Below are 15,602 nucleotides of genomic sequence, written 5' to 3' on the forward strand. Positions count from 1 at the left end.
GATTATTGTTGCTTAGAGAAAGAATAGGGCATATCTTCTTCTTTAGTTCCTCTATTCAGAGAAAGAATAGGGCATATCTTCTTCTTTAGTTCCTCTATTCTGATTAGGTTGATTACTCATTTCAACATTGATCGTACCTCCCTTGAGCAAATTTTCGTGTCGAGATAATTTTTAGTGTAATCAGCACCATTGACATTCATCGAATTGACATAAAATTTTTTCTTACTATTATTCGGAGCATCAATAACCAAACTATTGCCATTTTCAAAATGGAGTGTAGCTTTCTTGAATAACGGAGCACCTATAATATATTCATCCGTTCCCGGACAAACAGGATAGAAACCTAATGCCGAGAATACATACCAGGCAGAAGTTTGTCCGTTGTCCTCGTCGCCACAATAGCCGTCCGGAGTAGGAGAGTACATACGATCCATTACTTGACGCAACCAGTATTGGGCTTTCCAAGGTTGTCCTGCATAGTCATATAAATAAATCATGTGCTGAATCGGTTGATTGCCATGTGCATAGTTACCCATATTCATCACAGTCATTTCACGGATTTCATGAATCACTTGGCCGTAGTAGCTATCATCAAAAATAGGAGGTACGGCAAAAACAGAATCCATCATGGTGATAAACATCTCTTTTCCACCCATCAAGTCAATCAATCCTTGAGGATCGTGGAATACCGACCAAGTATAGTGCCAGCTATTTCCTTCCGTAAAAGCATCTCCCCATTTCAGCGGAGAGAAAGGAGATTGGAATGTACCATCTTCGTTGCGTCCACGCATTAACTTAGATTCCTTATCGAAAAGATTCTTGTAGTTCATGGCACGTTTTGCGAAAAGATTAATCTCTTTTTTCGGACGTTTAAGTTCCTTTGCCAGTTGGTAGATACACCAGTCATTGTATGCATATTCCAACGTGCGTGCGGCGTTCTCATTGATTTTTACATCATAAGGCACGTAGCCCAGTTTATTGTAATATTTATATCCCAGACGTCCTGTTGATGATACTTGTGGATGTACATTCTCCGTTCCGTGAATCAGCCCTTCATACAATGTTTTTATATCGTCCACTTTCACTCCTTTCATGTAAGCATCCACTAAGACAGAAGCAGAGTTGTTACCAACCATACAGCCTCTGTGCCCCGGACTTGCCCATTCCGGGAAGAAACCGCTCTCTTTATATGTATTGATCAGACCTTCCTGCATTTCCTTGTTGACTGACGGGTACATTAGGTTCAATAACGGGAATAGGCAACGGAAAGTATCCCAAAAGCCTGTGTCGGTATACATATACCCCGGTAATACTTGCCCATTATAAGGACTGTAATGAACAGGTTGTCCGGCAGCATCCAGTTCGTAGAATTTGCGTGGGAAGAGCAATGAACGATATAAACAAGAATAGAATGTGCGATATTGGTCGAGATTGCCTCCTTCTACTTCTATTTTGCCTAATACTTGGTTCCACGCTTCTTTTCCTTTTTGGGCTAGCTGTTCGATATTATCTTTGCCCAACTCTTTCATATTTAAAGCTGCCTGTTCAAAACTGATGAAAGAAGAAGCAATTCTTGCATGTACTTGTTCGTCCTTATGTGTTTGGAAACCAATAATGGCTCCGGCATGATCTGTTGTCTGTTCGGTAACATTTTCCTGCAGATTGCCATTGGCTACCGTAGCTTTATAAGTGAAAGGCTTGTCGAATTCAATAATAAAGTAATTTTTAAAGTTTTCGGGAACTCCACCGCTGTTGCGGGTCGTGTAACCGATAATCTTGTTTTCTTCCGGAATAACCTTAATATACGATCCCTTATCAAAGGCATCCACTACAACATACGAATGATCGTTTTCCGGAAAAGTGAAACGGAAAAGAACGGCACGCTCGGTTGGAGCCATTTCTGTCACTACATCATGCTCTGCAAGATATACTTTATAATAATAAGGAGTGGCAGTTTCTCCTTTGTGGGCAAACCAACTGGCACGCTTCTCTTCATTGAATTCCGGTTTGCCTACTACAGGCATAATAGAGAATTGTCCGTAATCATTAATCCACGGACTGGGTTGATGTGTTTGTTTAAATCCACGAATCTTATTAGCCGTATAAGTGTATTGCCATCCGTCTCCCATCTTTCCTGTTTGTGGAGTCCAGAAATTCATCCCCCACGGACGGGCAATGGCCGGATAAGTATTACCTGTTGATAACTCGAAACTAGATTGAGAACCCATAAGCGGATTGACATACTGCGTCCAGTCTTTGGCTTTTGCAAAGACGATACAACTTAATGCGCATACTAATAGGAGATACTTTTTCATGGTCTTATTTATTATTTATGGCTCAATCGAATCAGAAATCGATTGAGCCAATTTATTTTTCAAGGTTTTGTTTTTTTTATTCAATTTGAACAGCTAGTACCAACTCATTCCTCTTCTTTGGAGGAGAGAGCCGGAGAGAGGACTCCCCATTTCGTAGGATGATCGGTCATCTTGATTTCCATCGTTCCTCCATTCGCAATATCCTGATGGTTAAAGAATGGAATGTTTAGAGCTTTACCGTTCAGCAATACACTTTCAATGTATTTATTCTTTTTCCCATTATTCTTTACTACAATACTGAAAGTCTTTCCTTCAGGCAGATTGATAACTGCTTTGTCGAAGGCAGGACGTCCGATGGAATATACCGGCTTGCCGGGACATACCTGATAGAATCCCATAGAGTTGAGTATATACCAGGCAGACATCTGACCGCAGTCCTCATTGCCCGAAAGACCGTCTATACTGTTGGTATACTGACTTCGGTAAACGCTATCCACCAACTCTTGAGTTCTCCAAGGATGGTTAACGTAGTTATATAGATGGATCACATGGTGACTTGGTTCGTTTCCATGTGCATATTGCCCGATAAGTCCGCTGATATCTGATGAGGTTGTCTCACCTTCAAGTGATGAATCGGCCGAGAATAAGGAATCGAGTTTCTGGACAAAAGCATCTTCTCCACCCATCAGATTGACTAATCCTTCTACATCATGCGGCACAAACCAAGTCCATTGCCAAGCTGTTCCTTCACAATAATCATCGCTGCGGTGAGTAGATGCACGCGGATTGAATGGAGTACGCCATTCACCTTTTGAGTCCAGTCCACGCATGAAGCGGATTGATTTGTCGAAATAAAATTCGTACGCCTTGGCAAAGCGTTCATACTTTGCTTTGGATTCAAAATCACTCATTGCTTCTGCAAAGATAGAGATACACCAGTCATCATACGCATATTCCAGAGCTTTGGCCACTGATTCGTTTTCGCGGTCACAAGGGATATATCCGATGGCATTCTTATAATATTTTGCTTTAGGCATGAGATGAGGCAATACCAAATCCGGACATTTGATGCCGGTAGTGTCATATTCGGCGGCACGCAGGCAGGCTTTATAAGCCTCTTTGGCATCAAAATTGCGATACCCTTTCATGTAGGCATCCACGATGACCGGAACAGCATGATAACCAATCATAGTGCCGGTGTAATTGGAAGCCAAGTCCCACATGGGTATATCCCACCTTCCTGATGCTTCTTAATTAACGAATTGATAAAGTGATTATTCAGATCAGGATCAATGATAGTCATTAGCGGATGTAGCGCACGGAAAGTATCCCATAAAGAAAATACAGTGTATATCGGATTAAGGGTGTCTCCTTGATGCACTTCAAGATCCATTCCTAAATAACGTCCGTCTGCATCAGTGAACAGATTTGGACTGATTCCCGTATGATAGAGGGCCGTGTAGAAGATGGCTTTATCTTCTTTATCGGAAGTTGTAATATCAATTTTGGAAAGATATTCATTCCATGCCGTACGTGCGTCTTTACGTACTTTCTCGAAATCCCATCCGGGAATTTCTGATTCAACGTTCTTCCGTGCACCGGCAATATCGACAGCGGACACACCTACTTTAACAAGAACCTGCTCGTCTTTACTGGTGTTGAAATGCAATAATGCTTTGCAGACAGGAAGCCGTTTGCCATTGTCCATGGTGATAGAATCCGTAACGAGCGTATAAGAGAATGGTTTGGAAAATTTAGCGTAGAAGTTGATGTATTGGTCGAAAGCCCAATAAGTTGTTTTCTTATGTCCACAGATTTCCGTATCGCTTATTACTTCTATTTCCATCTCGGAGTTAGTCTGTCGTTGCAGGCTGTAATCCAGGTCGATGATAAATCCGGATTCGGTGTTTTCGGGAAAAGTATAGCGATGGATTGCTCCTCGTTTGGTGGATGAAATTTCAGCTTTCACCTGATAAGTATCAAGAAAGACAGAATAATATCCTGGTTCTGCGATTTCATTCTTATGTGAGAAAGAGGAAGCGTATGCTAGTCGCTGGCTTTGGGGATCGGTTGTACGATATTGTTGCTTACCCACAGTTGGCATGAGCAAGACATCTCCATAGTCGCAACAACCTGTACCGCTGACGTGTGTGTGTGAGAAGCCATTGATGGTAGAGTCGGCATAATAATAACCGGAACAAGCATCCCAACCATCGATCCGGGTGTCCGGACTGGGCTGAATCATCCCGTGGGGAACTACCGCTCCAGGGAAGGTATGACCATGTCCACCGGTACCGATGAAAGGGTTGACGTAAGCACTATAGTCTTTTACATTAGTGGGGGCTGTGCAGGAGCTAAGTGTGAATAAACCTCCTAAACATCCTACTATTAGGAATGTTTTTAATTTCATGGTATTAATAGCTTTTAAGTTTTAGCCGGTTCATCTTTTACTTCTTATTTGGGAGAAATGAAGATATTGTTTCCGACAATTTTATAATCAATAGGTATAGAGTTTTGCAATGATTTTAACACTGACTCGATATTCGATTTCCTTTTCAGTACACCGGAGTAAGTTTTACCCGTCTGAATGTCAGGAGACAGAATGATTTTCACATCATAGAAACGCTCCAGCGCTTTGGTGATGGTGAAGATATCTGCTTTTTGGAATGGAATCAGATTATCGTGCCAAACAGCATCCAACTTGGCATCCACTTGTTTCACGGTCAATCGTCCATTATTTTTGTTCAGTTCCGCACGTTGTCCCGGAGTGAGGATAATCTGCCCCTCTTCCTTATTGCCTTTTACTTCAATCTCACCTTCAATAAGTGTCGCCTCCGCTATCCGGCAACGCTTATCGGATTTTAAATTGAACGTAGTTCCCAATACGCGTACGCGTATTGCATCACTTTGAACGGTGAATGGCTTATGGCGGTTTTTGGTGACCTCAAAATAAGCTTCTCCTTCTAGGTAGACATTGCGTTCCTTTTCGGAGAACTCACGTGGATATTTCAAGGTTGCTGCATTGTTCAGCCAAACCTTGCTGCCATCCGGCAAGACTACTTCCTTAACAATGCCTTCGCTGGCTACTGCAACCATCATTTGTTGATTGTTTCCGTTTTGATAGAACCAATATCCGACTCCACCACCCATGACCAACATCACAGCAATCACTGCGGCATATTTCATCCAGCGATGCATGCTTAGTATTTTGCTCTGTTTACCTTTCTCTTCGTCCAGCTTTTTATAGAGTTGTTTTTCCGCACGAAGTATCCGTTGTTCATCAGTGTACTGGTCGAATTTACCCAAATGATAAATTTCTTCCATACGAAAGAGCTGGCGGGCATTTTCTTCCGATTCCTTCATCCAGGCATTGACCTCGATAAGCTCTTCTTCAGAACACTGTCCTGTCAGATATCTGTTTATTATTTCTTCACTCAGATTACTCATTTTCTTTTCCTTCATATTAGTAATACAATTCAAAACGCAAAAACACTTATTATAATCGCCATAAAAATAAGAAAAGAATCGTCCAAAGAGGATCAAGTCGGCCACGCAAGTATTTTAAAGCCTTATACATATGGGCTTCCACCGTGCGGAGTGAAACTCCGAGAATATCGGCTATTTCCTTGTTTTTCATATCATGCAGATAGCTAAGTTTGAAAACCTCTTTGCATTTGTCAGGGAGTTCATTAATTGCATCATGAATTTCCTTGCGGAGTTCCTTATCTTCGATCCTCCGAATTACTTCGTTGTTGTCCGGTTGATAGAATTCTGCGCGTCTTTGGTTGATTTCTTCCATGGCAACACAATAACCGTCTTCCACACTGCGGTGTTTCAAGACGTTAAGGGCACGGGTGTAAACGGCACGATAGAGAAAGGCCTGGATTTGGTCGCCTATCTCTATGTGGTCTTTCCGCTTCCATAATTCTACAAATACGTCCTGCACTACATCCTCTGCTTCTTCTTCTCCCACCAGACGGGTTGCATAGAAAATCAGGCTGGGATAGTACCGGCGAAATAGTGCTTTATAGGTTATATCGAAGTTTTCGTTCATTCTCTCAATTGGTTGTTCAGGTTTGGCTTATGGGTTATTTTCTTCGAATATGACTCCAATTGCTTTAGGGGTGTTACTCATTTCGAATTCGACAGTTGCTCCACTCATGATTTGCTCGTGAGTAAGATATGTTTTGTCATACGGTTTTCCATCTATTTTGATGGATTGGATATAGATATTTTCTTTGTTCACTTTGGGGGCCAGTACGGTGAAAGTCTTTCCATTCGCCAGATGTAATTGCATTTCCGGGAATAGGGGAGTACCTATCTCGTATTTTCCACTGACGGGATTGACGGGGTAGAATCCCATCGCACTGAATACATACCATGCTGACATCTGTCCGCAATCTTCGTTGCCACAAAGACCGGCTGGTTCGTTCTTGTAGAGCTCGTTCATCACTTTGGCTACATATTCTTGTGTGCGATTTTCGTGTCCTATAGCATTGAACAGATAAATAACATGATGGCTCGGTTCATTGCCATGCGCATATTGTCCTATCATGCCCGTGCTGAAGATAGGTAGTTCGTCATCTGCTGCCGGATGATAGGTGAACATACTGTCCAGTTTTTCGGCAAATCGGTTTTTACCTCTTACAAGGTCGATCAGTCCGTTAATGTCATGCTGTACAGACCAAAAGTATTGCCATCCGTTGCTTTCGCAAATGTGTGGCGTATAGTCATCGGCTTTGAAATCCTTGATAAAGGTGCCTTTGTCGTCACGTGGCTGCATGAAAGAAGTGGCGGGGTTATATACATTCTTGTAGTTTTGAGAACGTTTGTAAAATTCGTCCGCAATGTCTTGTTTGCCCATCTTCTCCGCCATTTCGGCAATGCAATAGTCATCGAAAGCGTATTCCAGTGTTTTGGATAACGACCAGTTTTCTGCGTTGTAGTGGTCTGTTACGTTGTAAGGTATGTATCCTAATTCTTTGTAGAGTCCGATGCCGCGGTAATTATCCAGATTAGCCGTTGCTATGCAAGCATCCAAGGCTTTCTTTGCGTCGAAGTCGCCGATTCCTTTCAGATAGGCGTCTACAATAACAGGAACAGCATGATAACCGATCATCATGTCTGTTTCACTTCCGTAGAAGTTCCACACTGGCAGACGGCCATTCTGTTCGTAGAAGGCGATGAAGGATTTCACCATGTCGTTGACACGCTCGGGTTCGGTATAAGTAAAGAGCGGGTGGGCGGCACGGTATGTATCCCATAGGGAGAAAGTGCTATAATTAACCCAGCCGTCGGCTTGGTGTACTTTCTTATCGGGACCGTAGTAAGCTCCGTCTACATCACTGTAAATAGTTGGAGCAATCATTGAGTGATAGAGAGCAGTGTAGAAGTTCACTTTATCGTTCTCATTATCACCTTTTATTTCAATCTTTCCGAGCTGGCGGTTCCAGTTTGCTTTTGTTTCCGCCAAGTATTTGTCGAAGTTATTTTCGGGGACTTCAGCTTGCAGGTTTTTGGCTGCTCCTTCCATGCTGACACCGGAAACGGCAGTGTTTACTAATATCTGTTCATCCTTTTGGGTATTGAAATCGAAGCGGGCGATAACAGCGGTGCCGATACGTTTATTGTCTTTGATGATGGCAGTTGTGTCCAGTTCCATTTTCTCAAAAGGCTTGGAGAATCGGGTGCGGAAATAGATGTGTTGATCGCGTGCCCAGCCGTCGGAAAAACGGTAACCTTGAATGGTAACGGAGTCTACGACTTCGATATGAGAATCGTTGGTAAAATCCCAGTTCATGGCTTTCTTCAGATTTAAGAAGATAGCAGATTGGGCTTCCGGAAACGTATAACGTTGGATACCACAACGCTCGGTGGCAGTCAGTTCGACGTTGATGTTATAATCAGTCAGGCGTACTTGATAATAACCGGCATGAGCACTTTCATCCTTGTGGGAGAATTTAGAGTGGATGCCAAGTGGAGCTTCCGCTTCTTTGTAGGGAAGAGTGACAGGCATGAAAGAGATGTCATACAAATCTCCCGCTCCAGTGCCGGAAAGATGTGTGTGGCTGAAACCGGCAATCGTACTGTCCGGATAGAAATAACCGGAGATACGGTCCCATCCGGGGAGTCCGTTGTCCGGGCTAAGTTGCACCATGCCGAAAGGAGCTTGGGCACCAGGATAAGTGTTTCCAGTGAAGTCTGTTCCGATAAATGGATTTACATAAGATGTGTAATCTATTTCGTGTTTCTCTTGCGTAGGGGTACAAGAAATGAGCATGCAGGTTAACAGCAGGCATAGATAAGCAGGTGTTCTCATCATTCTTTAGGTATTAGTGATTACTTATTTTATTTATTTGAAGGATAAGAAAAATAATTAATCTGGTCACAAAGGTAGAAAAAAACTGTGACAAGCCTAAATTATAAGCTAATATTTTTAGAAAGAGACAAATAGACTTCTATTTTTTACCGGGTTTGTTGGTTTTTGGGGGAGGGTAGGAAATATCCTTCCCCGATGCTTTTATAGGGGATTCAAAAGGGGATTCAAGCTGAAATTGTTGTTGGTGAATTCACTTCTGTAAAATAGTGACGCTATCCGATGCAAATAGTGACGCTATATGCCTGCGATACCGTCACTATCCTGTGCATATACCGTCACTATTTTTTTCTATATTAATAGGGAGTTTCTTATGTATTTATTCAGACGCGTCTAATTTAAATCTTTACGTAAAAGAGGTTGTCTATAAGTCTCTTTTTAACGATTTCACCCCTATCAGAACAAACTCTGACAGGGGTGATTTCTTTTTTTTCGGGGCTTGTTAGACAGCCTCTTTTATTTATTCTTAGATTCCTGCCAGCTCCAGTACTTTTTCAACTGCTGCCGGTAGTCCATCAGCATTTTTACCTCCTGCAGTAGCGAAGTGAGGTTGGCCACCGCCGCCACCTTGAATCAGTTTTGCAGCTTCTTTTACCAGATTACCAGCTTTCAGACCACCAGCAACCAAATTATCGCTAAGCATTACTGTCAGCATCGGTTTGCCATTGTCTGTACTTCCGGCTACGAAGAACAAGTTTTCTGTGATTTCACCCCGAAGCTGGAAAGCGATATTCTTCACTACTTCTGCCGGTAGTGGGGCACAGAACTTGATTACTTTGATACCGTGGATCTCTTGTACATTTTTCAGTAGTCTTTCCTTCAAAGCTGCTTCTTTCTCTTTCATGAAGTCTTCTACCTGCTTTTTCAATCCTGCATTTTCATCCAGATATTTACGGATTGCAATTCTTAAGTCAGGAGCATTATTGAAGAGAGCCTTCAAGTCGCTAAGTGTATCTTGTATCGTATCCAGCATTTCTTCCACGCGTGCTCCGGTATAAGCTTCAATACGGCGAACGCCGGCAGCAACAGAACTTTCGGAGATGATTTTTACCATACCGATATTTCCGGTTGCAGCTACATGTGTACCACCACAGAACTCGATAGAAGTGCCGAACTGGATCACACGAACTCTGTCGCCATACTTTTCACCAAAGAGAGCGATAGCTCCCAACTCCTTAGCTTCCTCGATAGGAATATTGCGATATTCTTTCAATGGGATATTAGCGCGGATTCTTGCATTGACGATATGTTCAACTTTACGGATTTCTTCATCGGTCACTTTCTGGAAGTGAGAGAAGTCGAAACGCAATGAATCCGGTGTAACCAATGAACCTTTCTGTTCGATGTGTTCACCCAATACTTCACGTAAAGCAGCATCCAGCAAGTGGGTCGCCGAGTGATTGGCTGCGCAGGCAGCACGTTTGTCGGTATCTACACAAGCCATCATCGGAGCTTCCGGATGTTCGGGTAGCTTTTTGGTAATATGTATCGGAAGATTATTCTCTTTCTTTGTGTCGACCACTTCAATCGTCTCGAACTCGCTCACCAATACACCTGTATCACCTACCTGACCACCACTTTCTGCATAGAACGGAGTATAGTCGAGTACAATCTGATACAATGTCTGGTTCTTTTGTTTGATCTGACGGTAACGAAGGATAGAAGCCTCGTATTCAGTGTAATCGTAACCAACGAATTCAGTAGTTCCTTCTTTCAGTACAATCCAGTCACCAGTTTCGATGGCGGCAGCATTACGTGCACGCTGTTTCTGTTGCTGCATTTCTTCATTGAACTCTTCAATGTTGACAGTCATTCCGTTTTCACGGAGAATCAGCTCTGTCAAGTCGAGCGGGAAACCGAATGTATCATATAAAGTAAAGGCATCTTTACCGCTGATTTCAGTTTTTCCATTGGCTTTGGTATCTTCCATTGTCTTGTCCAATAGACGGATACCAGTTTCCAAAGTGCGGAGGAATGATTCTTCTTCTTCCTTGATTACTTTTTCAATCAGTGTCTTTTGTGCAACTAGTTCAGGATAAGCCTCTCCCATGTTATCAATCAATACAGGAAGCAACTTATACATAAATGCCTGTTTCTGTCCGAGGAAAGTATATCCGTAACGAACAGCACGGCGAAGGATACGGCGGATCACATAACCTGCCTTTGCATTAGACGGCAACTGGCCATCTGTGATTGAGAATGCAATGGTACGGATATGGTCGGCAATCACACGCATAGCAATATCTTGTTGCTTGTCTTTTCCATATTCTGTACCCGACATTGCTGCAATAGCTTTCAACATTGGCTGGAATACGTCTGTGTCGTAGTTGGATGTTTTGCCTTGCAGAGCCATACAAAGACGTTCGAATCCCATACCGGTATCAATAACCTTGGCAGGAAGCGGCTCAAGACTGCCGTCTGCTTTGCGGTTGTATTGCATGAACACGAGGTTCCAGATTTCAATTACCTGCGGGTGATCGTGGTTCACGAGGTCGCGACCGGAGATCTTGGCACGTTCTTCAGCAGGACGGAGGTCGATATGGATTTCGGAACAAGGTCCGCAAGGTCCTGTATCACCCATTTCCCAGAAGTTGTCGTGTTTGTTACCGTTGATGATGTGATCTTTCGGCAAGAACTGTTCCCAGTAGGAAGCAGCTTCGTCGTCACGGCTCAATCCTTCTTCAGGACTTCCTTCAAATACGGTTGCATAGAGATGTTCCGGATTCAGTTTCAAGACTTCTACCAGATATTCCCACGCCCAGCTGATCGCTTCTTTCTTGAAGTAATCGCCGAACGACCAGTTACCAAGCATTTCAAACATGGTGTGGTGGTACGTATCGTGTCCTACTTCTTCCAGGTCATTATGCTTTCCGCTTACACGCAAACATTTTTGCGAGTCCGCGACTCTTTGGTATTTCGCCGGATGGTTACCCAAAATAATATCTTTAAACTGGTTCATACCCGCGTTCGTAAACATCAGGGTAGGGTCATCTTTAATCACCATCGGAGCCGAGGGAACGATGTGGTGTCCTTTCGACTCAAAGAATTCTTGAATGAATCTCTGATCTCTTTTGCAGTCAACATATAATGAAGAATTATGATTTATGAATTATGAATTATGGGCTGTGGGATATGAGAGAGGGGAGGAATCCCCAATAAATCATAAATCACAACTCATAAATTCGTAAAAACTGTGCAAAGATAGCTTGTTTTTATTACTTTTGCCGTATTAACAAGCGAAATATTTCCAAAAAGATGCGCAAAGTATACTACATCTATAATCCACAGACCCAGACTTATGATCGAATTTACCCTACCGTACGGCAGCGTGCGCTTAGTATCCTGCGTCGGCTTTTCTATGGAATGGGGTTGGGAGCAGGTTGCTTTATTGTATTGCTTTTGATTTTTGGTTCTCCGTCGGAGAAGGAATTAAGAATTGAAAACAGCCGTCTTTTGGCGCAGTACAATGTGCTTTCCCGGCGTTTGGACGACGCTATGGGGGTGCTTCAGGATATTCAGCAACGTGACGATAATCTGTATCGGGTGATTTTACAGGCAGATCCTGTTTCTCCGGCTATTCGTCAGGCAGGTTATGGCGGGACGAACCGTTACGAAGAACTGATGGATTTGGCGAATGCCAAGCTGGTGGTGAATACGACTCAAAAGTTGGATGTGCTTTCCAAAAGGCTTTATATCCAGTCGAAATCTTTCGATGATGTGATTGATATGTGTAAGAACCATGATGAGATGCTGAAATGTATTCCGGCCATACAGCCTATTTCGAATAAAGATCTTCGTCAGACAGCATCCGGTTATGGTACACGTATCGACCCTATTTATGGTACGACAAAGTTCCATGCAGGCATGGACTTCTCTGCTCATCCGGGAACGGATGTTTATGCTACCGGAAACGGAACAGTGGTGAAAGTGGGATGGGAAACCGGATACGGTAATACTATTGAGATAGATCATGGTTTCGGGTATCTTACTCGGTATGCTCACTTGCAGGGATTTAATACGAAAGTCGGAAAGAAAGTGGTACGTGGTGAGATTATCGGAAAAGTGGGTAGTACAGGAAAAAGTACCGGCCCGCATTTGCATTATGAAGTGCACGTGAAAGGCAGGTAGTGAATCCGGTCAATTATTATTTCATGGATTTGAGTGCCGAAGATTATGAAAAGATGATTCAGTTGGCAGCCAATCATGGTAAAGTATTCGATTAAAATCTTAAAACAGGAGTGCTATGCTTAATACAGATAAAGAATTGAAGCTATATTATTCAATAGGAGAGGTTGCCGATATGTTCGGAGTCAATCCGTCATTGCTCCGTTTTTGGGAAAAGGAATTTCCGCAAATCTCTCCTAAGACAGCGGGAAGAGGAATACGTCAGTACCGCAAAGAAGACGTAGAAACGATCGGTCTTATCTATCATTTGGTAAAAGAAAAAGGCATGACACTTCCCGGTGCCCGGCAACGTTTGAAAGATAATAAAGAAGCTACGGTTCGTAATTATGAGATTGTAAATAAGCTGAAAGCGATAAAAGAAGAGCTTTTGGCTATTAAACGCGAATTGGATGGGCGGGAGTAGAATAACGTTGATCGATAACGAATGTGTCGATCAATGTTATTCTTCTACGCGGCTCACCTGTTTGATATTCTGTATTTTCTTCAGATTGTTACAGATGGTTTTCACATCATCCACGTCATGTACCCATAACTGAATTTTTCCTTCAAAGATACCATCTTCGGTTTCGATGGTTAGCTTACGGATATTTACATTGAGTTGTCTGGAGATAACCTGGGTGACTTCATTCAAAAGTCCCATGCTGTCTATACCTTTTATATATATATATACCAGGAAAGATAGTTCTTTGTGTGTATCCCATTCTGTTGCTAATATACGGTTGCCATAACTGCTCTTCAGTTTGGCGGCAACAGGACATTGGCGTTTGTGGATAATGATCCGGTCGTTTTCATCCACATATCCCAATACGTCATCACCGGGAATAGGATGGCAACATTCGGCCATGATATATTTCTTCTGCAAACTTTCTTCTGTCAGCTTGAGCACTTGCTTCGGATTGATCTTTTCTTTTTCTTGCGGCTCTTTTTCTTCTTGCTTCTCTTTATTGTTGCCGAAAGAGAAAGTCAGATATTTCTTCCAGTTACTGGTTTGCTTTTCTTTCAGTTCATTCTTATCCGCTTCTCCCAAGACGATTGCTTTGCTGCCAATGGCGGCCAGCAGTTCTTCTTCATTCTTGGCATTATGCAGTTTGCGCAGCTTCTCAATAACGGTTTCTTCAGGGCGGATTTCCTCTTTTTTCAAAAACTCGTTAAGGATTTCTTCACCTATCTTCTGGTTTGCTTTACGCTCTTTGCGGAGGATGGCTGCTATCTTGGCACGGGCACGGGCAGTGGTTGCAAAAACTTCCCATTGCGGTTGCACACGTTGCGATTTTGAAGTCAGGATCTCAACTTGGTCACCACTTTGCAATTTATGGCTTAACGGAACTAATTTGTGGTTGACTTTGGCACCAATACAATGGCTGCCAATATCCGTATGCAGGGAAAACGCGAAGTCGAGAGCCGTAGAATTCTGCGGCATAGTCTTCAGCTCACCTTTGGGGGTGAATACGAATATTTCAGAAGCAAATAAATTAAGTTTGATGGTATCCAGAAAATCAATGGCATCCGGTTGCGGATCATCCAATATCTCCTTAATGGTTTTCAACCATTTTTCCAACTCTCCTTCATCTTCGCTGCCTCCTCCTTCTTTGTATTTCCAGTGAGCGGCGAAACCTTGTTCGGCAACGTCATTCATTCGTTCACTACGAATCTGGACTTCAATCCATTGTCCGTTATTACCCATCAGGGTGACATGCAATGCCTGATAACCATTTGCTTTAGGATGGCTCACCCAGTCGCGCAGACGGTCCGGATGAGGCTTGTATATCTTGGAGATGGAAACGTAAATGTCGAAACAGTCGTTGAGTTCTTCTTCTATGTTACGTGGCTCGAAGATGATACGGACAGCTAGTAGATCAAATATTTCTTCAAAAGGAACATGCTTGGTCTGCATTTTGTTCCAGATAGAATAGATTGATTTTACGCGGGCAAGTATCCGGTATTTTAATCCCATCTTATCCAACTGTGTACGGATAGGAGCAGTGAAGTCGTTGAAAACTTTGTCGCGTTCGGCAGCTGTGGCATTCAACTTCTCTTCTATTTCCGCATATTCTTCGGGATGTTCATATTTGAAGCTTAGATTCTCAAGCTCTGTTTTTATTTTATAGAGACCCAGGCGGTTGGCGAGTGGCGCATAGATGTAAAGCGTTTCGCCTGCAATCTTATATTGCTTGTTGGGCAACATGGAACCGAGGGTACGCATGTTGTGCAAACGGTCGGCTATCTTGATAAGAATTACCCGGATATCGTTCGACATAGTGAGCAGTAACTTCTTGAAGTTCTCTGCTTGTGCTGAAGCACGGTCACCGAAAATTCCGCCGGATATCTTGGTCAGTCCGTCCACAATTTGGGCAATCTTCGGGCCAAAGATATTTTCAATGTCTTCTACTGTGTAATCAGTGTCTTCTACTACATCATGCAACAAGGCCGCACATATAGAAGTTGAACCCAGGCCGATCTCATTACATACAATACTTGCAACGGCAATCGGGTGCATAATATAAGGTTCGCCCGAACGACGTTTGATACCTTTATGCGCCTGATTGGCGAAGTTGAAAGCCTTCGTAATGATTTCAACCTTTTTGCGATGTTTAGTGTTGAGATAATCATTCAGTAGTTCGTGGAACGCCTGATTGATCATCTCTTCATCACTTATTTCTTTAGGGGGCAGATTATCCATAATTGTTATCCTTTCACTTGCTTAGTTCTGCAAAAATAAGCAAATT

Annotated in this window: 5 protein-coding genes and 4 pseudogenes; 2 read left to right on the forward strand and 7 right to left on the reverse strand. The window is 42.8% G+C overall.

Annotation, left to right across the window (positions count from 1 at the left end):
- Positions 1–51: 51 nt before the first annotated feature.
- From DXA05_RS21790 to alaS, 6 genes and pseudogenes are all read right to left on the reverse strand, one after another.
- Positions 52–2,315 (reverse strand): annotated as a pseudogene (locus DXA05_RS21790) (GH92 family glycosyl hydrolase).
- 104 nt (positions 2,316–2,419) lie between these two features.
- Positions 2,420–4,725, reverse strand: a pseudogene (locus tag DXA05_RS21795) (GH92 family glycosyl hydrolase).
- A 44-nt stretch (positions 4,726–4,769) separates the two neighbouring features.
- A complete protein-coding gene (locus tag DXA05_RS21800; protein ID WP_004301377.1) occupies positions 4,770–5,777 on the reverse strand; it encodes a FecR domain-containing protein in 1,008 nt (335 codons plus the stop codon).
- A gap of 34 nt (positions 5,778–5,811) precedes the next feature.
- Positions 5,812–6,369, reverse strand: a complete 558-nt coding sequence (locus DXA05_RS21805) for an RNA polymerase sigma-70 factor (RefSeq protein ID WP_117683350.1) — start codon at positions 6,367–6,369, stop codon at positions 5,812–5,814.
- Between the two features lie 27 nt (positions 6,370–6,396).
- Positions 6,397–8,634 (reverse strand): GH92 family glycosyl hydrolase, encoded by a 2,238-nt coding sequence (locus DXA05_RS21810; protein WP_128859633.1) that lies wholly within the window; start codon positions 8,632–8,634, stop codon positions 6,397–6,399.
- A gap of 523 nt (positions 8,635–9,157) precedes the next feature.
- Positions 9,158–11,775 (reverse strand): annotated as a pseudogene (gene alaS / locus DXA05_RS21815) (alanine--tRNA ligase).
- Between the two features lie 171 nt (positions 11,776–11,946).
- Here alaS and DXA05_RS21820 point away from each other — a divergent pair.
- Positions 11,947–12,914, forward strand: a pseudogene (locus tag DXA05_RS21820) (M23 family metallopeptidase).
- A gap of 20 nt (positions 12,915–12,934) precedes the next feature.
- Entirely contained in the window at positions 12,935–13,279 is a 345-nt protein-coding gene (locus DXA05_RS21825; RefSeq protein ID WP_004301384.1) for a MerR family transcriptional regulator, read from the forward strand.
- 36 nt (positions 13,280–13,315) lie between these two features.
- Here DXA05_RS21825 and DXA05_RS21830 read toward each other — a convergent pair whose 3' ends face one another.
- On the reverse strand, positions 13,316–15,556 hold the full coding sequence (locus tag DXA05_RS21830; RefSeq protein ID WP_015532345.1) for a RelA/SpoT family protein: 2,241 nt from the start codon (positions 15,554–15,556) through the stop codon (positions 13,316–13,318).
- Positions 15,557–15,602: the final 46 nt, after the last annotated feature.

Origin of the sequence: Bacteroides sp. AM54-2NS (assembly GCF_003602935.1) — a bacterium.
Lineage (GTDB): Bacteria > Bacteroidota > Bacteroidia > Bacteroidales > Bacteroidaceae > Bacteroides > Bacteroides xylanisolvens.

Coding starts and splice junctions, on each gene's coding strand:
- DXA05_RS21800 (WP_004301377.1), bottom strand. CDS start 5,777: ATGAAGGAAAAGAAAATGAGTAATCTGAGTGAAGAAATAATAAACAGA.
- DXA05_RS21805 (WP_117683350.1), bottom strand. CDS start 6,369: ATGAACGAAAACTTCGATATAACCTATAAAGCACTATTTCGCCGGTAC.
- DXA05_RS21810 (WP_128859633.1), bottom strand. CDS start 8,634: ATGAGAACACCTGCTTATCTATGCCTGCTGTTAACCTGCATGCTCATT.
- DXA05_RS21825 (WP_004301384.1), top strand. CDS start 12,935: ATGCTTAATACAGATAAAGAATTGAAGCTATATTATTCAATAGGAGAG.
- DXA05_RS21830 (WP_015532345.1), bottom strand. CDS start 15,556: ATGGATAATCTGCCCCCTAAAGAAATAAGTGATGAAGAGATGATCAAT.